Below are 24,653 nucleotides of genomic sequence, written 5' to 3' on the forward strand. Positions count from 1 at the left end.
TCCAGCTTCAACGGGTTACACAATTTTATCGAAATAATCGAAACAGACGCAAGAAACGAAAGAGAGAAACTGTCACATGACGGTTCAAATTGAATCAGAGTCTTGCAGTGCCAGCCACTCTGCCCAAAGTCCCCAAGTCACTAGCCCAAGCATTGCTGCCAGAATGACCCAAGCTTTGAGTGTCACCGGTGCAGATGCAAGCTCAAAATTCATCATCAACTCGATTTCTTCCATTGCCACTGGGAATAAGGGGATGGGTTAGGGTTCCCAGGGTTTGAGTTTGTCGATCAATTTGCTGGGCTGCATTGGGATCTCTCATTGTGCGATTGCACTTGCCGTCTTTCATTGGGATTTGCAGCGAAGATTGGCATGAATTAGCGATCGCACTCGGAGCCGTAGAGGACTTTTCCTGATCCATCTGGAGAAAATCTTAAGCACCATTCTCCATCTGCCAACCAGATACGCAACGGATGGTGAATGAACTTGCCGTAGATGAAGGCGAGTACCACGATAACCAGACATGAGATTCCCACCCCTTGAACTACTTTCCAGGGTCGGGCTGTCCATTGATTTTCCATTGGCGCAAATCTTGAGGGAACGGGCTTAGGGTTCCCATTGGTAGATCGCGATCGCGCTTGATACATGTGAACTTTAGTACCCGTGCACAGATCTTGTAGTCTCTATACTCTTATTACAGAATTCGTGCACCAAACAAAAATGGCGGTATCAAAATCGGTATCCGTAAGCTTTTAATGGTTTTTTATTCCCTTAAAAAGCTGTGAATATGCTTTGATATCGCATCTCACTTATTCGGTTGTGTTTCGGTTTTGGGGAAGATTTGGGGAAGCCCTTAATCTTTAATCCTTGAAACCTATCGGGATGACAGGATTTGAACCTGCGGCATCCTGCTCCCAAAGCAGGCGCGCTACCAAGCTGCGCTACATCCCGTAACAGACTCGAACTAGTATAACGTAATCCTTGCGCAATAAGTCCGATTTTTTCAATGAATTTTGAATTTCTAGAGGGCGATCGTTAGAGATCGCGCTCTAGTTCTCTATTCGCTTGTCTTGACGCGCTTGCTGGTGCCAGTCGATTTCTTAGCTGCAGCAGCTTTTGTCGTGGTTTTCTTGGTCGTGGTTTTGGTTGCGCGCTTCGCGGTTGTTTTCTTCGCGGTCGTCGTTTCTGATTTCTTCTTCGATCGCGTTGTCTTTTTCGTTCCTGCTTTCGCCGCTAATGCCTCGACTGCAACATCCATCGTGATCTCTTCGACCGTCTGACCTTCCGGTAAAGAAGCATTCACCTTGCCGTGCTTGAGATACGGACCATAGGGGCCTTCATAGATATTGACTGGCTCTCCATCATTCGGATGTGCCCCCAACTCCCGAAGCGGTTTGGCTGCTGCACGCTTGCCGCGAACGGCTTTGGGTTCGGCAAATAGCTCTAAAGCCCGTTCCAGCGTAATCGTTACCACATCATCTGGGGCTTTAATCGATCGATAATCCTTCTTCGGCTTACCGTCTTCGTCTTTGCCCAAGTCATGCACAATATACGGTCCAAACCGTCCCAGTGACGCTTGAATTTTGCGACCCGTTTCGGGATGAACTCCCAGAGTCCGGGGCAACGTTAACAAGCCCAACGCCATTTCCATCGTCACTTCTTCAGGCTTGATCTTCGGAGGAACCGAAACATTCTTCGGTTTCGGATTCTCTTCAGTCTTGTCGCCAAGCTGAATGTAATGCCCGTAAGGTCCCAATTTGACGTAGATCGGTTCTCCCGTTTCAGGATGCGATCCCAGCTTGTTCGGTCCTTTCAGCAGAGTCTCGACCTGAGCAGGATGGAGATCAGCAGGCGGCAGATCTCTGGGCAAATTGACATTGCCATTCTCAGACTCGATATAGGCTCCGGTTCGGCTGATCCGAATTTTGGTTCCGAGATCGTCTAGATGAATCGTGCGGGCTTCCTTGGGATCGATATTGCTATCGCGCTCTTTGACTTGAGTCTCTAACCCTTGATCCCCAGAGTAGAACTGAGTCAAATACGGCAGCCAATCGACTTCCCCAGCGGCAATATCGTCTAAGGTTTGCTCCATTTTGGAAGTGAACCGCAAATCGACAATATCGGGGAAATGCCTTTCCAATAAATCGACCACCGCAAAAGCCGTGAAGGTCGGAACAAGCGTATTGCCAACCAGATGCGCGTACCCTTTGCGCTCATCGGTGATCGTGCCAATAATGCTGGCATAGGTCGAAGGACGACCGATTCCCTCACTTTCTAGAGTTTTCACCAGCGATGCTTCGGTGAATCTCGCAGGAGGTTGGGTTTCATGTCCGATCGCTTCTAGATTCCGGCAGTTCGGATGATCTCCAGCTCGCATCGGTGGCAAGATGATTTCTTGGTTCTCGATCGCAGCATTCGGATCGTCTGATCCTTCAACATAGGCGCGGAAGAAGCCCGGAAAATCAATGCGTTTGCCGCTAGCTCGGAAACCCGCATCTTCGACTTGAATTTGCGCTGTAACTTGAGTTTGCCGCGCATCTGCCATTTGAGTGGCAACGGTACGTTTCCAGATCAAATCGTAGAGTTTTAACTCTCGATCTTTTAATCCGGTCTGTTTCGGAGTGCGGAACGTGCTGCCTGCCGGACGAATCGCTTCGTGCGCTTCCTGTGCGCCTTTGCTCTTGGTCGTGTATTGGCGAGGAGATGGGCTGAGATACTCTGCCCCATACATTTCTTCAACACAACTGCGGGTAGCCGCGATCGCTTGTTGGGACAAGTGCACCGAGTCCGTCCGCATATAGGTGATATACCCTTGCTCATACAGACTTTGAGCCGTTCGCATCGTGTCGCGAGCAGACAGCCCTAATTTACGGTTCGATTCCTGTTGCAGGGTTGAGGTCGTAAAAGGTGGGGAAGGCTTGCGAGTGACCGGACGTTCTTCGAGATCCGAAACAGTCCAGGTTTTCCCATCTAAGCGAGCTTGTAATGCTCTCGCTTCCTCTTCACTTAACAGCACAACGTTTCGACCTGCGGCAACTTGCCCGGTTGATTCGTCAAAATCTGCACCAGTTGCAAGTTTTCGACCTGCTAAGGTCACGAGTTTTGCTTCAAATTCTTGCCGGGAATCAGCTTCGATCGCGAGCAGTGCTTTGAGATCCCAATACGCGCCTTTTCTGAACGCACGACGTTGCCGCTCTCGATTCACCAGCAGACGCACAGCAACAGACTGAACCCGTCCTGCCGAAAGTCCATAGGCGATCTTTTTCCACAAGAGCGGCGACAGTGTGTAACCGACTAAGCGATCGAGAATTCGTCTGGTTTCTTGCGCCCGCACGAGTCTTACGTCAATATCGCGGCAGTTCTCGATCGCGCTGTGAATCGCTTCTTCTGTAATTTCGTGAAACACCATTCGCTTCACGGGCACTTTCGGCTTGAGCAACTGAAGTAAGTGCCAGCTAATACTTTCACCCTCGCGGTCTTCGTCAGTCGCCAGCAATAACTCGTCCGCTTCTTTCAAAGCGTCCTTTAAAGTCTTCACAACCTTTGATTTATCTTTTGGCACCAGATAAATTGGCTCAAACCCTGCCTCAACATCGACACCGAGTTCTCTAACACGCTTGTCCTTAATGGAATCAGGCACGTCACTGGTCGATTGGGGCAAATCGCGGACATGACCCATTGATGCCTCAACGCGGAAATCACGAGGCAAATAATTGCGGATGGTGCGAGCTTTCGTCGGGGATTCGACAATAACAAGAGTTGGCATGAGTCTGTCTAACTAGAAATCGCGGGTCAACAAGGATTCGCACTGAGTGTCTGTATTGCTATCAATATCACTCAATTTGCTCGATCGGGAATACGGAAAACCAACCTGAGGGGTCGTGCAGGCTGTAAAGCTCAAGATTTGAGTTACAGACGCGACATCGTGGAAACCAGCCTGCTTCTAACTTATAACCATACCCAACTGCACAAATTGATTCACTATATAAATAATCAAGATTCAGAAGACTGGCTAAAGTTCGGGGAGCAAACACCTAAGTTTTAGACTGTAGACTATTCGTTCGCAATCGTCCATCTTTTCTGATGGATTAAGTCTTTCTTCAGAGGGTTGCACGATCAATATAGACCAAAGTTGATAGATGGATCTCGTGATCCCAATTGCGGCTTTGGGCAAAGAACTCGGATTTGACGAAAACCAAGTTGCATCCCACGTTAAAATCCCTAACAGGTGAAGTATTCGTTTGCTTCAAATAAAAGTGCGACTAGCATAAATTTTTGTTAATTCCTGCTCATACGGACTCCGTGCTATGGATTTTGCTTCTCTTGCGGCTCAACTGAATGCCGGAACGATCCTGCCAGAACTGATTGTGATCGTAACGTTACTCACTGTGATGGTGGGTGATCTCATTGTGGGACGACAAAATTCCGCAAAATGGACACCCTATGTCGCGGTGGGTGGCTTATTGACGGCGACAGGTGCGCTGTTTACCCTCTGGGATAGTCCGAACCCGATCGGATTTATTGGCGAATTTAATAGCGATGCCCTCAGTATCGTGTTTCGGGGAATTGTCGCACTTTCGGCGGCAGTGACGATTCTGATGTCCGTTCGCTATGTCGAGCAGTCTGGAACGGCTCTGGCAGAGTTTATTACAATTCTGCTGACCGCAACGGTGGGCGGTATGTTTCTGGCTGGGTCGGATGAATTTGTGGCAGTTTATGTTTCGTTGGAAACGCTCAGTATCGCGTCTTATTTGCTGACGGGGTATACAAAGCGCGATCCGCGATCGAATGAAGCTGCGCTGAAATATTTATTAATTGGTGCGTCGAGTTCGGCGATTTTCCTATACGGCGCGTCGCTGCTGTATGGATTGTCCGGCGGCGAAACAAAATTATCGACGATCGCGGAAAAGATTTCACTCGCTGGATTGGATAACTCGATTGGGTTAGTGATTGCGTTGGTATTTGCGATCGCGGGGATCGCATTCAAAATTGCGGCAGTTCCATTCCACCAATGGACGCCTGACGTATATGAAGGATCGCCCACGCCCGTTGTTGCTTTTCTATCGGTTGGATCGAAGGCGGCTGGATTTGCGTTGGCGATTCGGTTATTAGTCACTGCATTCCCTCAAGTGACCGAGCAGTGGCATTTGGTGATGACGACGCTCGCGATTCTGAGTATGGTGCTTGGAAACGTCGTTGCCTTGGCACAGACGAGTATGAAACGCCTGTTAGCATATTCGTCGATCGGTCAAGCTGGATTTGTGATGATCGGGTTAGTGATCGGCTCGGATGCCGGATACGCCAGCATGATCTTCTACTTGATGATTTATCTGTTCATGAACTTGGGTGCGTTTACTTGCATCATTCTGTTCTCGCTCCGCACGGGCACAGACCAGATCAGTGAGTACTCGGGCTTGTATCAGAAAGATCCGCTCTTGACCTTGGCGTTGAGCATCTGTCTGCTGTCGCTCGGTGGGATTCCACCCTTAGCTGGCTTCTTTGGGAAGTTGTACTTGTTCTGGGCAGGTTGGCAGGCCGGAGCTTATCCGCTGGTGATTTTGGGCTTGGTCACCAGTGTCATCTCGATTTACTACTACATTCGAGTGGTGAAGATGATGGTCGTCAAAGAGCCACAAGAAATGTCAGAAGCGGTGAAGAATTATCCGCCGATCGCTTGGAATCTGCCTGGATTGCGTCCGTTGCAGGTTGGATTGATTCTGACTTTGGTGGCAACTTCGATCGCTGGAATTCTCTCGAATCCGCTGTTTACGTTGGCAAATGATTCAGTTACCAAAACACCAATGTTGCAGCAGGCGTTGACCAAAACACGCCCGATCGCGCAGGGAGTCGAGCAGAAAACCGCTGAATTGCCGCAACCGGAAATTCACAGTTAGACCGACTTGTGATTTAACGCGGTTCGCCTGATCGACACACTGATCAGGCGATTTTTTATGACTGCTTTGAATCTCGGCTTCACTCGCTTTTAAATCTGACAATAAAAATTGTCCAATTCGGTTCAGACTTTAGTTCGATCTTGCCTTGCAACGATTCAACTAAGCATCTCACTAATGCCAGCCCTAAGCCTGACCCGCCCTGTTTCCAAGGATCAGCATTGGGAACCCGATAAAATCGCTCGAAGATTTTATCGATCGCTTCATCAGGAATCTCAATGCCAGAATTCTCGACTCGAAATTCAATCCAGGGTGCAATCCACTCCGCGCTGACAACAATCTGTTCATTTGGAGGTGTGTATTTGCAGGCGTTATTGATCAATTCAACGAGAACTCTTTCTACAGCAGCTCGATCGCAATTCAATATCGGAAGACTAGGATCAATAATCACATTGAACTCTTGCTGTCGGGTTTCTGTGCGCCGATAAAACGGCTCTAGCAGCGTCGGTAGCCAGGTTTGAAGTTCGATCGATGTGGATTGCAAGGGCTGCTGCCCAGACTCGATTCGCTGCAAATCTAATAAACCATTGACTAAATCTGATTCTCGATTACATTCGTTTTCTAAAATTTGCAGATAATGCTCTTTCTGGGTTTCAGTGCTCGCGATCTTGAGCAATTGAATTGCCATTTTCATATTCGTGAGCGGGGTGCGCAACTCGTGAGAGACTGTGCTCAAAAATTCATCTTTCAGTTCACTGAGTTGATTGAGTTCTTGAATTTGATCGCCTAGATTGAGTTCGATCGCTTTGCGAATGGTGATGTCTTCTAGCGAGACTAAAACACCATCGGTCTGCACACTCAGCGGTTCAACTTGTAAACGAAACCACTTTTGCTGATAAAACTTTTCGACGAAAACAGTATGTGGTTGCGCTAAAACTTGCTGCCACTGCTCCAAACACAGCCATTCTGGAACCAAAATCGCTTCGAGTGCTTGATCAATCTCGACATGGAGCAGCGAAGTCGCGATCTCATTACAAAACCAAACTTGCCCCCTTAAATCGGCTGCAATTAGCCCGATCGCTAAACTATGTGTGATTGCCTGTTGAGTCAATTGTGCTTGTCCCAGTTGGTCGGCTAGCGTCGTGAGTTGAGTAATCTCACGAATAGAAGTCGCTTCGGGAACGGGACGAGTCACAACTGTCGTCTGATAGCGTTGCTGAAGTTGATCAACTTGCTGTCTGAGAGCAGCATTCATGCGCGATCGCTCGATCAAGGCAGTCGCAATGGTACTACTGACCACTAACCCAATCGGTAGCGCAACGGGCAGTAAGTAATTCGCTTGCAGTGCGGTGACACTGCCCCCAATCCAACCCGCGATCGCAAAACCTGCGATCGCCACCTGTATGCCAGTTCGGTAAAAGCTTAAGAGAATGCTAAATCCAACTCCGCCGATCGCAAAAATTAAGAGCGTAATCACCGGATGACGCATCGAGTGTACCGGATTGCCTTGCAGAACGTTATCGATCAACGTTGCTTGCAAATGGACTCCACTAGCAAGCGGATAGCGATTGAACGGAGTGGGAGTCGCATCCATTCCAATCGCCGTCATTCCCACGATCACGATTTTGTCTCGAAAGGCTGAATCTGGAACATCACCTTGGACGACGCTTGCGAAGGAATATTGTTGGATCTGATCAGCACGTCCTACCCAATTGAGCCAAATCGGGTGACTGAGATCAGGCATCGCGATCGCGGCTTGCATCATCGAATACGACATGACTGTCGCAATCCCAAATGCTAAAGTCCCATTGATTTGGGGTTGGATAGCTCGGGTCATGCCATCCGTATCTGCCCAGATGCGAATATGACCACTTGCGACGGCTGCATCTCTCAGTTCTGGAATCGGCAAGAGCGGCTGTCCAGATTCATCTTCGGCTTGAGCGAGTACGACTCGCTTCGATTTCAGCATCGCTTGGGCAAAGGCGGCATCATCTGGACTCGACTCTGAAAATAAAACATCGAACGCGATGATACTCGCATCAGCTTGAGTGAGACGATCGAGCAAATCAGCATAACGGCTTCTTTTCCAAGGAAATTGTCCGAATTGTTTGATGCTTGGCTCATCAATTTTGATTAAAACTAAGCGATCGTCCCATTTTCGTTCTCCTCGCAATTGAAATAGCGTCGAATATCCAATCTGTTCGAGGGGGCTGAGTAGACCGAAATGAAACAAGCTTGCCATCAGAATGGTGGCGATCGCACCTGGAAGAAAACGCCATCTCACCTCATCGGAGCGCCAGTTCATAGGATTGAGTTTTTCCCAATGGAGTAGTCACCGTTACATTGATCCGCAAAAATGAGCGCGCAAAAACTTCAGCGGTCGTAAACTGTCCATTGCGATCGGTCGATTGGGGCTGTCCATCAACGGTGACGACATTGACAGGATCAACTTGACCAACCAGTTGAACCTTACGAATTCCTCGATCGATCGTTTTCACAAAGTTCGCTTTCAAACTCGGATCATCGCGAAGCGGAACTGCCGCAGAAGGAGGCTCTCCTGGAATCGTGAAATTCTGAAAGCCAGCAGGAACGGAGACTTCTGAGCCTTGTGCTGAAGTCATCACCGCGCCTTCAAGTGTTGCAACCCCAGTCTTGCCGTCGGGCTGTACAACTACGCCAAAGTCTGTTCCTCGAACCCCACTGATACCTGCAGGAGTCCGAATTTCTACTTCGGAGTTGGGACTAGTAAATCGCCGCAACTTGAGGCGAACTTGTCCCCGAGTCACATCTAAATGGGTAATGCGTCCATCATCCGCAGTTCTGTCCATGCGCCGAACTCTCAAATTTGTGTTCTCTAGCATATTAAGCACACCCACTCCCGTATCGAATAGGAGCGAAGCTGCTGATCGAGTGCCGGTCGTAACCCCATCGCCAACGGTTTCTAAGCGATCGCCTACTCTTGCCGCCCTAGTTGCAGACGCACGATTGTAGTTAACGGTTCCTGAAATTTGCTGAATGGCTAACCATCGCTCAACCCGCACATTCACAGGTTGGGCAGTAGCGATGGTTGGAATTAAGAGAGTGGAGAGAATGCAAGGAAAAAGGATGAATTTCATGAAAAAGATTCTTGCATATTTTGTAAATGTCGCCTAGTTTAGTTCAGTTAAAATTACATCTGAAAAGCTTTAGATATGAAATTATTCTTACGGTTGGGAATTGGAGCGAGTGTCATAGCACTATTTTCAATGTTCCGAGTAGAGGCTGCGACTTCACGCTCGATCGATCAAGAAGTAAATTGCGAAGTCGCGATCGTCGGTGGAGGACTAGCGGGAGTGGCAGCGAGCTACGAAGCGTTGAAAGCGGGACGAACAGTCTGCATGACCGAAATTACCGACTGGATCGGCGGACAAGTCTCGTCACAGGGAACTTCCGCTTTAGATGAGAAACCGACTCAGCGATCGCGATTACTTTTTCCACGCGGTTACGCTGAATTTCGCAAGCGCATTTTGGCGGAAAATCAAGGCAAAAATCCAGGTGCCTGTTGGGTGAGCTTGGTGTGCTTTATGCCCAAAGAAGGCGATGAAATTCTACGATCGCTGCTAAAAGAAGCAGAAAAAGAAGGCAAAGGAAAACTCTACTTTTTCCCAAATACCGTTGCAAAATCTCTGAGTATCGAAGGCTCTGAAATTCGATCGATTCGTGCGATTCAACACAGTCCTGCTCCGAATGCTCCGCCTCTCAATACCTATCCTCTGTCTCAAACAATTCTCGATAGCTATACCGAACAAAATTCGCAACTGTTTCAGAAAAAAATCATTCGCTTCGTTCCACCAAAATCGGGTCGCTGGTACGTACTAGATGCGACCGAGACGGGAGAGCTAGTTGCCCTGACGGATGTTCCTTATCGGTTAGGACTGGATGCGCGATCGTATCGCAATCCTTCGTCATCGAGCGAAACGGATTATGCCTACTGCCCCCAGGGCTATACTTACACCTTTGCAATGGAAGCGACGGCAACTCCTCAATCTGTGACGCCTCCTGATTTCTACCCTCGCTATGCTCAGTCTTATAGCTTTAACGATCAGCGCTATGCAGAAGCTCCTGAGCTAGTTTTTACTTATCGCCGAATTCGGAGTGTCGATCCAAAAGCGGGAAGTCGCGTGGTCAATCCGGGTGATATTTCCATGCAGAATTGGAACTGGGGCAATGACTATGCGCCTGGAACAAGTTTAGATAACTATTTGCTGTCGCGTGAGCAATTGCAATCGACTGGACAGCTTGCAGACTGGATGGGCGGGTTTCGGGTCAGTGGATTGCAGGGTGGTGAAGAACAAGCGATCGGCTTTTTTCACTGGTTCCATTCGGGAACAACGGATGCGAAACAACCGATTAAGAAGCCTGTCCCGAATCTGCGTTACTTGACGGGATTGGATTCGCCGATGGGAACTGTGCATGGATTGTCAAAGTATCCTTACATGCGAGAAGCGCGTCGAATTGTTGGACGACCGACTTATGGCTATCCGAACGGCTTCTTCATGGATGAAGTAACGGTATCGCGCAAAGATTTCAGCGATCGCTTTTACACGGAAAATCTTGATCCTGAGACGTTTCGGAATTTGTCAGTCTCGATCGCTGGATTGCGGACGATTGCCGTGATTCGAGGACAAGTTGAGCCGCAAACGGTGAAATCAAGAGGTCGATCGCACATCTATCCTGATAGTGTTGGGATTGGACATTATCCGCTCGATTTTCATCCTTGTATGGTTGAATCCCCACCTGAAAAACCTGGAAATCAGGAGCGTCCTGGAGAGCGACAAGGTGCAGGTGAAACGTTTCCATTTCAGATTCCACTCCGAGCGATGATTCCCCAGAAGATCGATAATTTGATTGTGACTGGGAAAAGCATTGCGATGAGTCATATTGCGGCATCGGCGTATCGAGTGCATTCGATCGAATGGTCTGCGGGGGCAGCAGCGGGAACGACGGCAGCATTCTCACTCGAAACGGGAATTGCTCCGTATCAATTGGTTGAGAATTTACCAAATCCAAGTCCAAATTTGGAGAAATTGCAAAAGCGACTGAATGAAAATAATAATCCGACTGCTTTTCCAGGTACGACGATTTTGAATACGAATTGGCAGAACTGGAAGTAGGGATATCGAAAATGTGCGATCGCACTGAGAGATTCAGCGATCGTGCATTTTCACAAATCCTTCAACTCGGAAAGCCGATCGATAAAATTCACTTGCATTTCAGCGATCGAACTCCGAATAATTTCTCTGCTATAGTTCAGGAATACCGTCGCATTCTGGACAGGCTCATGGTACATCCTGCATTCATTGAGATTACCGACGAAGAACTGATGCAAATGAGTTCCAAAAATCCTGAACTGCGATTCGAGCGGAATGCAGACGGGAGTGTGGTGACAATGCCTCCAACGGGCGGACTTTCAGGAAATCGAGAAGCAAAAGCTGGTGCGTATCTTTTAGTTTATGTTGAGCGAAATGATTTAGGTGAAGTTTTTGGGCCGACGACTGGCTTTCGCTTATCAAACACTGCGGTAAGATCTCCCGATGCTGCGTTTGTTGCAAAAGATCGATTGCCCCAAAATTGGCGACAACAAGAAGATCAATTTATTGCTGTCGCACCTGATTTTGTGATTGAGATTCGATCGAAAAGCGATTCACTCACAGAATTAAAAGCAAAAATGCAGGAATATATCGAAAACGGCGTGCGCTTAGGTTGGCTGATCGATTGTAAAAACAAAACGGCTTTTGTCTATCGTGCAGATGGTTCGGTGACACAATACCCCGAATCAGCAACCTTGAGTGGAGAAGATGTCGTCCCAGGATTTACTTTGGCATTTCAGGTTTTTCTGTAAAACGTCGATCGCTTTATCGATCGCAGAATTAAGACAACGTTGAAAAGGTTCTCTTTACTCTACTCATGGTTGCCACTTCATCGACTTCTCAACCCAGACCCGCAAAAGTCATTCATCATCTGACCTGGAAGCAGTTTGAGGAACTCGATCGCTCTCTCGAAGATATTGCTGGTATCAAATTGATTTATCTGGATGGAACTGTTGAGGTTATGCCTGTTAGTGAAGAACACGAAGACTTTAAGGTGCTGTTTCGACGACTGTTAGAAACTTACTTTGAAGTCTTTGGGATTCGCTTTTATGGTCGGGGCAGCGCGACGATGGGCACAGAAGCGATCAAAGCCAGAAATGAGCCAGATGAAGCTTATAACTTGGAATATAAGAAGCCCCAACCTGATTTAGTGGTTGAAATCACCGTTACAAGTGGAGGTGTGAATAAGCTAGAAGTTTATCGTCGATTGGGAGTCTCGGAAGTTTGGTTTTGGGAAGATGGAACGCTTGAAATCTATCACCTTCGCGATCGTTATGAAAAAATAACGCAGAGCCAACTTTTGCCAGATTTCCCGATTGAGCTTTTCTGCCGCTACATGACTTACTATGACCAGTATGATGCTGTTCGGGAATTTCGAGCGGCACTGAAGCGCTAAAAAACTTCGTCTGACTCCAACCATTTTGGATCGCTGATTGCTCGATCGAACTCTGCCTTACTGCCAAACCCAAGCGCCTCTGCTCGCGCAAAATTTGCAAGCTCCTCTTCATCCGTATCAGCAGGCTCCCAAATCGCGTCGATCATCCATTCCAGCCAGCTAGCAGGCGGTTTCCACGGGCGAAAGTACTCAATCTTCTCAGCTTCAGAGTAATCTTTTGCTTCCCACCAGTCTGACCACACCTCGATATGTGCTTCTCCACCGCCCATCCGCCAGCAGAGACTATACGGATGTTCGTTGAAGACAACCCAAGGAGGCGGAACGGTTCCGTACTCTAATTCAAGCTTGCGGATTGCTTCTAATTGCCATGCTTCCATAAACTTCTAGACCCGATTTTTACAAATTTGGATGAGAATAGATTGTAGATGCCGTTGGTCTAATTTGCTTTGAGTCAAGCCTCTCCTAAATCGCGTCCGAATCCTCAAGAAACCCACCTCAATCGAGCGCGGGCAAGTTTGCGTCAGGCGCTCACGAATTATTCCCAGTTTTTACGATCGACCAAAAATCCCGCTCTCCAAACCGCGCTCAAGGCTGAACTTGAGACAATTTCGACGAATTTAAGTAAGCTTGATCGCTTTGTGCTGAGAATTGCTGTGTTTGGCTTAGTCAGTCGCGGTAAATCGGCGATTTTGAACGCGCTGATTGGCGAGAAAATTTTTGAAACGGGTCCGTTGAATGGAGTCACGCAACAGCCGAGGCTCGTCACCTGGTCGCCGAAGGGCGGATTTGTGGCGGAGGATCAAGCGATCGTGCCGGAGTCTTCCAGCAAGATTCAGATTGAATTGATTGATACGCCAGGATTAGATGAGATTGATGGACAGGCGCGAGCCGACATGGCGCAGACGGTGGCTCGGCAGGCGGATTTAATTTTATTTGTAATTTCTGGCGATATCACTCGGACAGAATACAAGGCGCTTTGTGATTTGCGGCAGGCTCAAAAGCCATTGATTTTAGTATTTAACAAAGTCGATCTGTATCCGGATCAATCACGAGAAGAGATCTATCGAAATTTGCAAAATTTAGGCATTCGCAGCAATAGTAGCGATCGCTTAGAGCATCTGTTGACGGCGGATGAAATTGTCATGGTTGCGGCTGAACCTGCGCCGTTACAAATGCGGGTGGAATATCCGGATGGCCGGGTCAGCTACGAGTGGGAATCGCCCCCGCCGCAGATTGAAGAATTAAAAGCAAAGATTTTAACGATTCTGAATCGAGAAGGTCGATCGCTGTTAGCTTTGAATGCTTTGACTCAGGCGAGAACCGCTGAAACTGAGATTGCAACGAAAGTCATGGAGTTGCGAGACGTGGAAGCGGAGGCTTTGATTTGGAAGTTTACGCGCTATAAAGCGATCGCGATTGCGTTGAACCCGATCGCATTTCTTGATCTGATCGGTGGAGTGGCATCCGATCTGGCTATGATTCAAGCGTTGGCGAATTTGTATGGATTGCCAATGACGCGCCATGAAGCAGGGAAACTGCTGAACACAATTTGGGTGAGTTCAGGGAGTTTGCTACTCGGTGAAATTGGTAGTGGAATTTTACTAGGAATGGGAAAAAGTGCAGCGGCTTTGGCAACTGGAGTCGATGGCAGCGCTGGCTTTTCGGCTTTGGCGGGAACTGCGATCGTGCAGGCTGGCATTGCTGGATATGGCTCGTATTCTGTGGGACGAGCGGCGCAGATTTATTTAGAAAATGGCTGTACTTGGGGAGCGCAGGGAGCAAATACTGTGATTCGAGAAATTCTCGATCAGGTAGATGCGAAGACGATTATTTATCGATTGCGTCAGGAATTGCTTTAGCTCGAACACTGAGGCGAATAGATTAAGAATTGGCTGTTGTGATTTGAGAAATTCTGAATCAATCGGCTTTGTTGGATGAATAGCCAAAGCAACAAAAGTCGATCGCTTCTAAGCACATTTCAAGGCTGAATCTGGAATTCATTCGCGGTTGATTCTACGATCGTAGTCCCATCTTCCTTCAGTGCTTGCACTTTCCACTGTAACCGCTGCTTTATTTTCTCCTTCAACCAAGGTGGAGCAGTATAGCTCATTTGATTTGCTCCTAGCAGAGCAGAGAGTACCACAACCTCACCCTGTCTAACCTCTAGCTTGTAACTATATGCTCCATCCACTCCCTGCCATTTAAATTGAATTGATTGTTGAACCGATAGTCTCGCTCCATCGTTTGGCTGTACTAAGTTCAATGGGCGCTTATCGTTGGTTACGAAGTAGCGGAGCACTGGCAGGGGAAATCCAGCAACTCCGCCAGAATTTACAACTCCAATCCCCGTATCTGAATTGCCTTCACGATCGTCTGTCGCCTCAATCCTCAGCAAAATGAAATGCAGCCCGGTAGAACCTTTGGGTAAGGTATTTGGACTAGGCCCTGGGATGAACACTCGTCCTGTGGGCGGAACAAACATATCAAAGCGCTGAAGGGTCGTGTAGCGACGTTGCAACGGACGTTCTTCGATCGGCAGCGTTGCTTCGGTAAGCCGATCTCGCTCACTCGGCAGAGGATCACCTGGTAACACAACTTCCCATCGTCCTTTTAGTCGTCCAGTGCCGTTGTAGGAGATTTCAGCCCCAAATCGGGGCAAAGTTTCTCCAGTCGCGATCGCTGGCACTGGCTGACCATCTTCAAATGCTAAGCGCACCTCAGTTAGCGCGAGCGGAACCCGTGCCCCGCCTCCTGCAAGTCGGCAAGTGACAGCAACAAATTCATCCGGAGCGCCCGTCCTGCTCACAAACCGTCGGACATAGAAAAACTGCGACGAATTCCCTCGAATCGCGTCTTGATAGGCTCGTCGAGCGACCGAAGGCGGAATGGTCATGATATCGGTATAGTTGTTCGATCCGCTTAACCGGGAGCGATTACTACGGGCTGGAAGCTGACCGAAGATTGTCCCAGGCACACAAGATTGATCGGCATTAATCGCACCGCACCACAGCCCTTCCGCCGGAGTTTGATTGTTTAGCCCCACAAACGTGAGAAACACCGTAGTTGCTCCGAAGGTACGAACATTCACCCCTTTCGGGCTGACAATCACGGCTTCGGCAGTGGGCATCCTCATCAACAATCCAAAGATAGCTGAACCCATGAATATGCTCAATAATTTCAGTTTTAGTTTCATTACCTCTCCACTGATTCCATTGTTAAAAACTAAAATTTAATCCTGCACTGACCGTCTGAATCGTGGCATTCGTATCCACATTGAATAGAGGGTCATGTGCGATCGTAGATTGTGCCCCATAACGGATAAATGCACTTGCTGGAATCTCTCGACCCAAGCTATGCATCTGAAATTGCCAAGTGAGTAAGGCTTCCAAATTCGTGGCGCGTGTGATTTTTTGATTCAGCGAATCTGTCTCATCGGTACGGTTGTAATTGAATGCGAGCGTTAAATTCGGAAACATCACCCAACTGATACTAAGCGTTGGGCTACTCGTAAAGCGAGTAATGCCTTGCTCAAAGCTTTTTGCGCTTGTGAAATTGTAGCCCAAGGCAAGATTCAATCGTGGATTCACTTGCCAAGCGATCGAGACTTGGTGATTCATCGTGCTAAAGTCTGCCAACTCTCGCGTAGGTTGGCGATTGTCTTGAAAAGTATTCGAGTATTGATAGCTAAGGCTGAAATTGTCGATCGACCAAGCTGTCCCAAATTTATGGCTTGTGGTGAGTTGATCAGGAATTTCCGAGGGATCAAACCCAGATAGAGCCTCAACTGGCTGATTTGCTCCAAACTGATGAGTGCGTTGAAAGCTGTAAGTTAAGGTTGGTAATAACTGATTGCTGCTGTTTAAGATCGTTTGTAAGGGCGCATTGATAGTTAGAGAACGGTTTTGAGTTTTGGTTTTTAGAATAGTCGCGATATTTGCTAGATTGTCTTCGGACTGATCGGTTTGAAATTGAATGGTGGCTCCTGCGATCGCAGCATTGACCCCGAAGCGAGTTCGGAGTTGATCAACCGTCACACTTGCTCCGACTGTGCCAAACTGTGGATCAAGCCGCTCATGCCGAAAGTTAAATGACAAATCTAGGGTGCGAGTGGCATCCAGTTTGACCTTTTTGAGCAAATCATAGCTTGTCTCAACAAACCAAGCACTGCGGGTCACAGGCTGCACTCTCGCCACAGTTAGATTATCAACCAATTGTGGATCAGCCGTCGGATTTGTAAAGCGACTGCGGACATAGCCTGCATCAAGTTTCAACCGACCAGAGGGATCTGTGCCAAACAACCGCACCCCGAATCCTTGGCTTTTTTCTGCATCGACTACTTCACCAACATTAAAGTTCTCAATCGGTTGACGAGACCCCCGCATAAAGGTCGTTTCTAATCGAACTCCGCCTGCGGGATTATCGAGCAGTTGCATACCGAGCGTTGCGGCTGTCAGGGTATTGTTTTGGTGCTCTATGCCTAAGAAATTGTCAAAGCCCACTACACTCGTGGTGCTGATATGAGCGATCGACAAATTGACCCGCTTACTGATTTGAATCTTACTGCTTAAGCCACGCGAGCAGAGATTGTCTAAGAGAAAGGGATGATTTCCATAACATTGATGTCCAACAGAAACCTGTGCATTTCCCACTTTCACATCGAGCAAGTAATCACTCAAATCGATTTGGGGTGCAGCTTCTTTTAAGGTGTTAAAGCGCAATGCCTCTTGCAGATTGGTGCTACCTGCGAGATTAAAGTTCGCTTGAACATTAAAGTTATCTCTCTGATACTGAGCGGCGAATCCACCTGTCAACGCCAAATCAGCAAAAGTTGGACGCTCCGATCTGCCTGCATCCGGCGTGCGGGCTTCAGCGACTTGAGATTTGAAGTTGACGTTCAGCTTCGGAGTGAATTTGAGATCTTCGGCGCGGGTAGTAGTAGGCTTTGGAGTCTCAGATGTGGGTTGTTCTGGAGTTTTTGGTGTTTCAGGCGATGAATTGGCGGGGCGGGATGGATCGGAATTCGGTGTTACAGGTTGCGGGGTAGAAGATGATTGATTCGACGATTGAGGCGTTTGTGCTGTGGTCGGATCTACTTTGAGTACAAAAGTCTCTAAAACGATCCACTGTTCTGCACTCTTAACCATATAGACAGTGAGAGTGTGCTCACCAGGTGTGAGGGGCAATAATCGCGATCGATAAACCAGCTCATTGCCCGTAATGGCAACTTGAGATGTGACATCAACTTGATTTAGAAAAACGGACAGTGTACCTTCGTTTGTTGTAGGAAGATGAGCTAGCTTGAGCCGTATTTCTTCAGTTGAACGGACTGTAAGTACAGTTGGCTTGCTAGAAAATTGTTCAGGTTTGAGTGGTTGGGAAAGTCGTTTCAGGGGAGATGAAGGTTGAGGAGAGGCTTGTGAGTTCATCTGTGTTATTAAGTTGGGCACGGATTGAACTTCTGAGTTTGCAAAACAGGCTGGAATTCCCCAACTCAACCACACCAAAAATCCGATGCTCCCATTGATGAGCCATCGCATAGTTCACCTCTAAGGTGTTGATTGGGTTGTACTGAAAGATTGTCCGAGTCGATCAAGCGAATTGTTGTTCGTTGCCCTTTGCGCCTAATCGACCTAGGAATGATTGAAATAAAAACGCGCGGTCAATGTGCATGATTGTGTTTCCTGCGTTGTGTAACGTGTGTCAAGCATTTAAGCTTGTGATGAGTTACACGATGGAAAGTCAGAACATATGCAAGGAGACTGAAAATTTTTTGAAAAAACCGAAAGTTTGTCAGGATCGCATCCGCATGATCGAGATTGCCAAACCTGATAGCTATCGAGTTGAATCGTAATCTCGGCTTCCTTCACCCCCGAAATAGTCGCTTTTGCTATTCATGCACCAACGCCGAATCAATCTATAAAATTGGCGCAAACAGTCGTGCAATCCGTGCAACCAACTTCAGCCACAGGGATTGTTGCTGATAATCCGAAGGGGTTACTAAATAACAAAGCTGTAAATCATCCTGCAACATTGCTTCAACTGCTTCCACAAATGCCTGATGAATTACAAATAACGTCACTTCAAAATTCAATTGAAACGATCGATTATCTAAATTCACAGTTCCGACTCCCGCGATCGCATCATCAATCAAAATTACTTTTTGATGCATAAATCCAGGCTGATAGCGGTAAATTCTCACGCCAGCCGTCTGCATTTCCATGTAGTAAGAAAATGCACAAAAGTAGACCATGTAATGATCAGGACGATTAGGTAGTAAGATTCGCACATCGACTCCCCGAATGGCTGCAAGTTTGAGAGCCGTCGCGATCGAATCATCTGGCACAAAGTAAGGACTTGCAATCCAGAGCCGTTGCTTTGCTTGATTAATGGCATTGACAAAAAACAACGTACAAGCCGGAACCTGATCAGCAGGTCCCGTGGGCAAAACCAATGCCACTTGATCAAATTCTGGTTTTGGATCAACATTCCACTGAACTTGCGGAAGCCTGCGAGTTGCCCAAAACCAATCGCCTAAGAAGCTGCCTTGTAAGCATTTCACAGAGGTTCCTTGCACTCTCACATGCGTATCTCGCCAAGGACTCAGCGGCGGTTTATATCCTAAATATTCATCTGCAATATTCAGTCCACCCACAAACCCGATCGCACCATCCACAATCAAAATTTTGCGATGATTTCTAAAGTTGATTTGCCAGCGATTTCCGCGTCCTTTCGTACTCTTAAATGTATTAACTCGAACGCCTGCTTGCCGCAGCGATCGCAGATACGATCGTGCTAATCCTCGCGTGCCAATTCCGTCATAAAGCAAGTAAACTCGCACACCTTGCATTGATTTATGAATCAACGCTTTACAGAATTCATTCCCAATCTGATCATCGTCTAAGGTATAAGTTTGAATCAGGATATAGTCTGTTGCATTTTGTATTGCCGTTAGCATTGCTGTAAATGTTTCTTTCCCATTCACCAGCAATTCAGCAAAATTCCCCGTTGTAAATGGAATGGTGGTTAATGAGTCTGCTAGCTCTTGCAAAGGAGAAAACTCTGGAGGTAATTCTGCTTTGCATTCTAGAATTTCTTGATAGGCTTCTTTTGCCTGAGCATTATGCTCAATGTATGCCGCTTGCAACGCTTCTGCATAACCATAAAACCGATTCCGTCCCAAGATCCAATACAACGGAATCGCAAGCCACGGAATCGTCAGCAGTGAGATGCTCCAAGCGACTGCTCCGCGTGACGATCGTACATTCATCACCGCATGAGCCGCATTCACAATTCCCAATAGGTGTACGACGATCGTGAGAATGCTAAAAATCTGAACCGAACTGCCAACGCTCAGCATAGATTTTGGTTTACAAATGGAACTCGACCAGCATCGGCTTATGATCAGACGACTGAATCTGATCGAGCACCCGCGCCTGTAAATAATTCTGATGCAGCCCTCGGTAGAAAATGTGATCTAACGGAGGAGACATTAAAAATCGTTTGATGTTTTGTGTATCTGCTTCTGAAAATTTCGCTCGTGATAGCCCTAGCCTGCGCGTCATCTTATCTAATAATTGCCAGCGCGATCGATTCCACGTATTAAAATCCCCTGAAAAGATGATCGCTCCATCGTGATCTGCGATCGCAGTTTCTAATTCAACTAATTGCGTTTTGAATTTATCTAGCTCAACAAAATTAATTAAGTGCGAATTGATCGTCAGTAGGGTTCCTTGTGCAAAAGGGTGCTCAGTCACTAAGGACACTTTAGGCGTATTAGAAACGGGTTCAGCATGTTCTGTGATCACTGCCTTACGAGTCACACAAGAAGCCCGAGAAGCCGTCAAAACGCCTGCATAGATGTTTCGATACGTATCAATAAAATTCGGCGCAAAGCTCCAACCGAGTTCAGCGAGTTCAAAATGCTTGAGTTCGGTGCAAAGCTGAACTTCTTGAAGAAAAATTAGATCCGGCTGATAGCGATCGACGATCCAATCAAAATCTTTTTGCCAACTGCGATCGTGATTATTTTTCGCAATATTCCAATTCAACACCCGAATGGCTTTCTCATTGAGCGGAGAGGGCTGGTGCGGTCGATGCAGAATCGTTTCGTCCGTCGGAATAAATCGGTAAGGCGGAAGTAGCGTTTTGAAGGGAGTTGTAAATATTTCAGAACCTAACTTCGCCATGATTTGATTCCAGATGCAACCATTTGAACCCTATCTTAAGATACTTTTCAAACGATCGTGGTTTTCTGCATCACTAGACCTCCAAGCTTACGGGAAACTCGGAGGTCTAGACGATTTGGCTAGCACGCCTTACCGTACCATCACTTGCACATTGGCATTTTGTAATCCAGGACGCTTCACCTGATTCAACGTTTGCTGCACTGCGTACTTCTGATTCACTGAAGTCATCAATTCTGCAAGGTTATGCTTTCTGGCGACACCCCAGAGATCTGCCACAATGCTAAACGTTCCATCTTCATTATGAATCCAACCGATATCGTAGCTGCCATCCAAGACTGCAACGATGTCTGCATGAACACGCTGACATCCCATGCCTCGGACTTCTGCATTTGTTTCAACTGTGAAACCCAAATCGCGCAAAGAAGACTTGAGCAATTCTGCATCCGTAATCTTGCTGCGGAGTGTACTAAAGTGCGACATAGCTATATACCTTGCTTTAAATGAGTAATTGCATCTACGGTAGCAAGCACCCTTAGCTGCGACCGTCTATCCAAAGGCTGCATTTCTCATCTTAGGTCAGGCTTTCCGTAGAAAATGAGTAGTTAAATTGAGTTATGTAACAATTTCAATTACAGTTTCCATAAGATTCAAAGCGCATTTTGGAGAAAAAAATGACTGTTGCCCCTTCTCAGCGATCGCTCATTTCAACGATTCTGCAATCTGACCTCAGCCCAAATCCAATCTTCCAAGCAGCTTGGCTTGTAGTTCGCGTTGTGGTTGGGTCATTAATGATTCACAACGGGTTTAGTAAATTAGCCGATGTGCCAGGCTTTATTGAACATGTGATTAATGTGATTGGATTACCGTTTCCAACCTTTTTTACTTACTTAGCGGCTTATACCGAAATCGTCGCTTCTATTTTCTTAATCGCTGGGTTGCTGACTCGATTCAGCGCATTGTCTCTACTCTTCACCATGCTGATCGCGGTTTACTTTCACCTGAAGGATAGCGGGTTTCAGATTCCCCCGTTAGAAACGGCTTCGGTTTATTCGCTTTGCTATCTGGCTCTAGCAGCAGGGGGAGGTGGAAATCTCTCGATCGACCATTTCTTAGTAAAAATCTTTAACAAGCAGTAATACTGTAAAAAATCACAAAATAATGGTCTAGATCATATGATCTAGACCATTGCTTTCGTAGTCAAAACTTTATTCCTCTTCTGTTTCTTGCTCAACGCATTCCGGTTGATCGGTTTCGTTTTGTGCAGCAATCTCTTCGAGTGCTTTCTGAATCCACAATCTTGATAAATCAACCAAGCTAATGCTGTCTGGCACAGTGGTCATTTTGTTAATCCTCCTTATCTATCTAAGAGCGTAGCGAACCACGCCTGAAGTTTCATCAAAAGACTGATTTATTGAAATATTTGTTTACAATTCACAATTCTTTGCAAGCTGCCCGCGCTACCGTGAGTGGTAGCGCGGGCAATTTAAGGCTAATTTAAGGCGCGTTCGGTCAATTTCGTGAGCACCTGGTTCGATCGCTCAACAAAGGCTTTCATCCCATCGGCATCAAAGCCTTTCTGCGCCATCAGGGCTAAGTCATAGACATGATGACAAATCATATCGGCAAGCTCAGCCGACGGAGAAGCAGCAGATCCGGTAACAATTGCGCCTTGACTCAAATTCATTAAGTTTTGAATCATTGGATGCGCTGTATTGACGAGCAGAATATGCTCTTCTGGAAACTGCATTGCTTGTTGCTGCAAGAGTGCATTCATTTCTTGCATTCTGCGCAGTTGTTCAGGCAGTAAGACGATCGCCGGAGGTGCCGCATTATCGCCTTTGAGTGCCTCGGTGCGAATCGTCAATTTTGGCTTGCCTAATGCCTTGAGGAACAGGTCTTTGATCTGTTCTCCCCGTGTTTGATTGGTATTGGGGTCAACGATGTCTTCTGCTTTGTCTTTGTCGATCAGTGTGTCATCGAGTTCGGCATCGACTCGTGAGAACTTGATATGGGAGTACTCTCGTTCTAAGAAGCTGACAAAGTGGCTGTCGATGAATGAATCCATGAACAACACTTCTAAACCTTGGCTCGTATGCAACTGCACATACGTTGCTTGAGTCACTTCATCGGTGCAGTAGAAGACTCGATTCTCATGACGCTCTTTGTTGCGTTCCAGGTATTCTTGCAAGGTGGTGTAAGTCTTGCCGTCGATCGTATTACTTGCCTCTTGCCAGACATCGCCTTCTGAAGTTTCGACTTCAACTTTCGGCTTGCTCAAATCCGCAGTCGTGCGATAGATCAAAATCTCTTCGACTTGCTTTTTGAACTTGTCATCGTTCAGCGAGCCGAATTTTACAAAGGTTCCGAGGTCTTGCCAGCTTCGGATATAAGCTTCTCGATCGTCTCGGTAGAGTTCTTTTAAGCGATCGCCGACTTTCTTCGCGATGTAATCTGCAATCCGGCGGACGGTGCGATCGCTTTGCAAGAAACTTCGCGAAACGTTCAATGGAATATCAACGCTATCGATCACCCCTTGCAGTGGGAGTAAGAATCGTGGCACAACTTCTTCGCAGTTGTCGCTGACGAAAACCTGATTGCAGAAGAGTTTGATCTGCCCCTTGCTGACATCGACATCGGGCTTGAGTTTGGGGAAGTAGAGAATGCCGTTGACGACAAAGGGATAATCCGTATTCAAATGCACCCACAACAGCGGCTCATCTTGGAACGGATAGAGGTAGCGATAAAACTCTAGATAATCTTCCTTGGTGAGATTGCTAGGTGACTCTTTCCAAGGTGCTTTTTGGCGGTTAATTTGCTCAGGTGCAGTTGCTTCCTGTCCTTCAGATGCTAGGGTTTCTAGCTTAATCGGGAAGGGCAAGAAATCGCAGTACGTCTTGATCAGTTGGCGAATTCTGTAAGGCTCTAAGTATTCTAGTTCTTCTTCTTGGAGGTGAAGTTTTACCGTTGTCCCACGAGTCGATCGCTCAGATGCCGACAATTTGAACTCAGTCGAACCATCACAGATCCAATTGACCGCTTGTGACCCTTCTTTGTAAGACAGGGTATCAATTTCAACCTGCTTCGCCACCATGAAGGACGAATAGAATCCCAATCCAAAGTGACCAATGATTTGCTGATCGCTGCTTGCCTGGTACTTTTGCACAAACTCTTCTGCGCTAGAGAATGCGACTTGGTTGATATATTTTTTAATCTCGTCTGCCGTCATCCCAATGCCGGTATCCGAGATGGCGAGGGATTTGTTTGCTTTGTCGATCGTAATGACAATTTCCGACTCGCCTAGTTCGCCTGAAAACTCACCAGAGCGAGACACCATGCTCAGTTTTTGCAGCGCATCGACCGCGTTTGAAACCAGTTCACGCAAGAAGATCTCATGGTCTGAATACAGCCATTTTTTGATAATCGGGAAAATATTCTCAGTATGAATTGAGATATTCCCCTGCTCTAGGATGGTGGTCATAGGCTTAAGGAGAAATTCTGTTTATAGGCAACGCATTTATTGTGCGTGATGATTGTGCCCTGCGTCTCTATTTTGCTAAGTGCGGGTTTCCCCACCTGCGGAAAGTGGGGAGTGGGGAGGTGGGGGATGATCTACGTCGGAACCTTCACCGTCACATACAACGCCGGACGCATCGGTAATCCCAATGACTCCCACAACACCACAGGCTCGATCGCTGGAATTGCATTCACCTCGATCGATAAGGCTTGATAGTCTTCTAGTTCTGGGGATAAAAATTTTGGCTCAAGCTGTCGATGTTTTTTGAGCGAAGATAAAGCTTCTGATAATAATGGCTGGTCACCCCAAGCAGGCGTATCCCAAGCGCTGATGACGAAAGCTAAAGCGACTTCTGGAAGCGTCGGCTTTTTCTCAGCGCAGCAATAGTTGTAGCAGTAGATATTGAGAGCCGCCTTGCCCATCAACGACTGAGACGGTGGATTAAAATCAACCCGTTCAACTTCATTCAGAGAAGTCTCGATCGCCAGCACATTTGCTAGCGCTTTAGAAATGGCAGGAATCATTATCGTATGTAGCGAT

At 47.2% G+C, this 24,653-nt stretch carries 20 protein-coding genes and 1 tRNA gene; 6 read left to right on the top strand and 15 right to left on the bottom strand.

Annotated features, from left to right (window positions below):
• Positions 1-84: 84 nt before the first annotated feature.
• The 4 genes from LEPBO_RS42910 to topA form a co-directional block, all read right to left on the bottom strand.
• Positions 85-240, bottom strand: a complete 156-nt coding sequence (locus LEPBO_RS42910) for a hypothetical protein (RefSeq protein WP_154660829.1) — start codon at positions 238-240, stop codon at positions 85-87.
• Positions 241-374: 134 nt separating this feature from the next.
• Entirely contained in the window at positions 375-578 is a 204-nt protein-coding gene (locus LEPBO_RS41755) for a hypothetical protein (RefSeq protein WP_081614741.1), read from the bottom strand.
• A 296-nt stretch (positions 579-874) separates the two neighbouring features.
• Positions 875-948: transfer RNA gene (locus LEPBO_RS0114055), tRNA-Pro, on the bottom strand.
• A 106-nt stretch (positions 949-1,054) separates the two neighbouring features.
• Positions 1,055-3,763: a type I DNA topoisomerase gene (gene topA, locus LEPBO_RS0114060; RefSeq protein ID WP_017288219.1), complete on the bottom strand. Its 2,709-nt coding sequence runs from the start codon at positions 3,761-3,763 to the stop codon at positions 1,055-1,057.
• 541 nt (positions 3,764-4,304) lie between these two features.
• Here topA and LEPBO_RS0114065 point away from each other — a divergent pair.
• Complete coding sequence (locus LEPBO_RS0114065; RefSeq protein WP_017288220.1) at positions 4,305-5,891, top strand: NAD(P)H-quinone oxidoreductase subunit N; 1,587 nt, start codon at positions 4,305-4,307, stop codon at positions 5,889-5,891.
• Positions 5,892-5,970: 79 nt separating this feature from the next.
• On the opposite strand, the gene LEPBO_RS40060 is transcribed toward LEPBO_RS0114065, so the two are convergent.
• Positions 5,971-8,193 carry a CHASE2 domain-containing protein gene (locus LEPBO_RS40060; protein WP_017288221.1) on the bottom strand — a complete coding sequence of 741 codons (2,223 nt, stop codon included), beginning with the start codon at positions 8,191-8,193 and terminating at the stop codon, positions 5,971-5,973.
• Positions 8,174-9,004 carry a FecR family protein gene (locus LEPBO_RS0114075; protein WP_017288222.1) on the bottom strand — a complete coding sequence of 277 codons (831 nt, stop codon included), beginning with the start codon at positions 9,002-9,004 and terminating at the stop codon, positions 8,174-8,176. Before LEPBO_RS0114075 ends, LEPBO_RS40060 begins: the two co-directional genes overlap by 20 nt.
• 75 nt (positions 9,005-9,079) lie before the next feature.
• Between LEPBO_RS0114075 and LEPBO_RS0114080 the strand changes: the two genes are divergently transcribed.
• The 3 genes from LEPBO_RS0114080 to LEPBO_RS0114090 all read left to right on the top strand — a co-directional run bounded on the left by LEPBO_RS0114080 (position 9,080) and on the right by LEPBO_RS0114090 (position 12,413).
• Positions 9,080-11,041 (top strand): FAD-dependent oxidoreductase, encoded by a 1,962-nt coding sequence (locus LEPBO_RS0114080; protein ID WP_026148636.1) that lies wholly within the window; start codon positions 9,080-9,082, stop codon positions 11,039-11,041.
• A gap of 11 nt (positions 11,042-11,052) precedes the next feature.
• A complete protein-coding gene (locus LEPBO_RS0114085; RefSeq protein ID WP_017288224.1) occupies positions 11,053-11,769 on the top strand; it encodes a Uma2 family endonuclease in 717 nt (238 codons plus the stop codon).
• 65 nt (positions 11,770-11,834) lie between these two features.
• Positions 11,835-12,413 (top strand): Uma2 family endonuclease, encoded by a 579-nt coding sequence (locus LEPBO_RS0114090; RefSeq protein WP_017288225.1) that lies wholly within the window; start codon positions 11,835-11,837, stop codon positions 12,411-12,413.
• On the opposite strand, the gene LEPBO_RS0114095 is transcribed toward LEPBO_RS0114090, so the two are convergent.
• A complete protein-coding gene (locus tag LEPBO_RS0114095; RefSeq protein ID WP_017288226.1) occupies positions 12,410-12,790 on the bottom strand; it encodes a hypothetical protein in 381 nt (126 codons plus the stop codon). The genes LEPBO_RS0114090 and LEPBO_RS0114095 overlap by 4 nt on opposite strands.
• A gap of 69 nt (positions 12,791-12,859) precedes the next feature.
• Here LEPBO_RS0114095 and LEPBO_RS0114100 point away from each other — a divergent pair, with 69 nt between their 5' ends.
• Entirely contained in the window at positions 12,860-14,272 is a 1,413-nt protein-coding gene (locus LEPBO_RS0114100) for a GTP-binding protein (protein WP_017288227.1), read from the top strand.
• A 119-nt stretch (positions 14,273-14,391) separates the two neighbouring features.
• Here the strand turns inward: LEPBO_RS0114100 and LEPBO_RS0114105 are convergent, their stop codons facing one another.
• From LEPBO_RS0114105 to LEPBO_RS0114130, 5 genes are all read right to left on the bottom strand, one after another.
• On the bottom strand, positions 14,392-15,573 hold the full coding sequence (locus LEPBO_RS0114105; protein ID WP_017288228.1) for a hypothetical protein: 1,182 nt from the start codon (positions 15,571-15,573) through the stop codon (positions 14,392-14,394).
• Positions 15,574-15,628: 55 nt separating this feature from the next.
• Complete coding sequence (locus tag LEPBO_RS0114110) at positions 15,629-17,950, bottom strand: hypothetical protein (RefSeq protein WP_017288229.1); 2,322 nt, start codon at positions 17,948-17,950, stop codon at positions 15,629-15,631.
• Positions 17,951-18,327: 377 nt separating this feature from the next.
• Positions 18,328-19,770 (bottom strand): cardiolipin synthase, encoded by a 1,443-nt coding sequence (cls, locus tag LEPBO_RS0114120; RefSeq protein ID WP_017288231.1) that lies wholly within the window; start codon positions 19,768-19,770, stop codon positions 18,328-18,330.
• A gap of 10 nt (positions 19,771-19,780) precedes the next feature.
• Positions 19,781-20,599, bottom strand: a complete 819-nt coding sequence (locus tag LEPBO_RS0114125; RefSeq protein WP_017288232.1) for an endonuclease/exonuclease/phosphatase family protein — start codon at positions 20,597-20,599, stop codon at positions 19,781-19,783.
• Between the two features lie 129 nt (positions 20,600-20,728).
• Positions 20,729-21,079 carry a DUF1257 domain-containing protein gene (locus LEPBO_RS0114130; RefSeq protein WP_017288233.1) on the bottom strand — a complete coding sequence of 117 codons (351 nt, stop codon included), beginning with the start codon at positions 21,077-21,079 and terminating at the stop codon, positions 20,729-20,731.
• A gap of 191 nt (positions 21,080-21,270) precedes the next feature.
• On the opposite strand from LEPBO_RS0114130, the gene LEPBO_RS0114135 reads away from it, so the two are divergent.
• Entirely contained in the window at positions 21,271-21,735 is a 465-nt protein-coding gene (locus LEPBO_RS0114135; protein WP_017288234.1) for a DoxX family protein, read from the top strand.
• A 69-nt stretch (positions 21,736-21,804) separates the two neighbouring features.
• Here the strand turns inward: LEPBO_RS0114135 and LEPBO_RS44435 are convergent, their stop codons facing one another.
• From LEPBO_RS44435 to LEPBO_RS40065, 3 genes are all read right to left on the bottom strand, one after another.
• On the bottom strand, positions 21,805-21,939 hold the full coding sequence (locus LEPBO_RS44435; RefSeq protein ID WP_017288235.1) for a hypothetical protein: 135 nt from the start codon (positions 21,937-21,939) through the stop codon (positions 21,805-21,807).
• Between the two features lie 149 nt (positions 21,940-22,088).
• Positions 22,089-24,077 carry a molecular chaperone HtpG gene (gene htpG, locus LEPBO_RS0114145; protein ID WP_017288236.1) on the bottom strand — a complete coding sequence of 663 codons (1,989 nt, stop codon included), beginning with the start codon at positions 24,075-24,077 and terminating at the stop codon, positions 22,089-22,091.
• 131 nt (positions 24,078-24,208) lie between these two features.
• Positions 24,209-24,637 carry a Pvc16 family protein gene (locus LEPBO_RS40065; protein WP_017288237.1) on the bottom strand — a complete coding sequence of 143 codons (429 nt, stop codon included), beginning with the start codon at positions 24,635-24,637 and terminating at the stop codon, positions 24,209-24,211.
• Positions 24,638-24,653: the final 16 nt, after the last annotated feature.

This window comes from Leptolyngbya boryana PCC 6306 (assembly GCF_000353285.1).
GTDB classification, from domain to species: Bacteria; Cyanobacteriota; Cyanobacteriia; order Leptolyngbyales; family Leptolyngbyaceae; genus Leptolyngbya; species Leptolyngbya boryana.

Excerpts from the sequence above, each read along its gene's own strand:
- LEPBO_RS41755 (WP_081614741.1), bottom strand. The coding sequence starts at position 578 with ATGGAAAATCAATGGACAGCCCGACCCTGGAAAGTAGTTCAAGGGGTG.
- LEPBO_RS0114090 (WP_017288225.1), top strand. The coding sequence starts at position 11,835 with ATGGTTGCCACTTCATCGACTTCTCAACCCAGACCCGCAAAAGTCATT.
- LEPBO_RS0114135 (WP_017288234.1), top strand. The coding sequence starts at position 21,271 with ATGACTGTTGCCCCTTCTCAGCGATCGCTCATTTCAACGATTCTGCAA.
- LEPBO_RS40065 (WP_017288237.1), bottom strand. The coding sequence starts at position 24,637 with ATGATTCCTGCCATTTCTAAAGCGCTAGCAAATGTGCTGGCGATCGAG.
- LEPBO_RS0114125 (WP_017288232.1), bottom strand. The coding sequence starts at position 20,599 with ATGGCGAAGTTAGGTTCTGAAATATTTACAACTCCCTTCAAAACGCTA.
- LEPBO_RS0114080 (WP_026148636.1), top strand. The coding sequence starts at position 9,080 with ATGAAATTATTCTTACGGTTGGGAATTGGAGCGAGTGTCATAGCACTA.
- LEPBO_RS0114105 (WP_017288228.1), bottom strand. The coding sequence starts at position 15,573 with ATGGGTTCAGCTATCTTTGGATTGTTGATGAGGATGCCCACTGCCGAA.
- LEPBO_RS40060 (WP_017288221.1), bottom strand. The coding sequence starts at position 8,193 with ATGAACTGGCGCTCCGATGAGGTGAGATGGCGTTTTCTTCCAGGTGCG.
- LEPBO_RS0114095 (WP_017288226.1), bottom strand. The coding sequence starts at position 12,790 with ATGGAAGCATGGCAATTAGAAGCAATCCGCAAGCTTGAATTAGAGTAC.
- cls (WP_017288231.1), bottom strand. The coding sequence starts at position 19,770 with ATGCTGAGCGTTGGCAGTTCGGTTCAGATTTTTAGCATTCTCACGATC.
- htpG (WP_017288236.1), bottom strand. The coding sequence starts at position 24,077 with ATGACCACCATCCTAGAGCAGGGGAATATCTCAATTCATACTGAGAAT.
- LEPBO_RS0114085 (WP_017288224.1), top strand. The coding sequence starts at position 11,053 with ATGTGCGATCGCACTGAGAGATTCAGCGATCGTGCATTTTCACAAATC.
- LEPBO_RS44435 (WP_017288235.1), bottom strand. The coding sequence starts at position 21,939 with ATGACCACTGTGCCAGACAGCATTAGCTTGGTTGATTTATCAAGATTG.
- LEPBO_RS0114075 (WP_017288222.1), bottom strand. The coding sequence starts at position 9,004 with ATGAAATTCATCCTTTTTCCTTGCATTCTCTCCACTCTCTTAATTCCA.
- LEPBO_RS0114110 (WP_017288229.1), bottom strand. The coding sequence starts at position 17,950 with ATGCGATGGCTCATCAATGGGAGCATCGGATTTTTGGTGTGGTTGAGT.
- LEPBO_RS0114065 (WP_017288220.1), top strand. The coding sequence starts at position 4,305 with ATGGATTTTGCTTCTCTTGCGGCTCAACTGAATGCCGGAACGATCCTG.
- LEPBO_RS0114130 (WP_017288233.1), bottom strand. The coding sequence starts at position 21,079 with ATGTCGCACTTTAGTACACTCCGCAGCAAGATTACGGATGCAGAATTG.
- topA (WP_017288219.1), bottom strand. The coding sequence starts at position 3,763 with ATGCCAACTCTTGTTATTGTCGAATCCCCGACGAAAGCTCGCACCATC.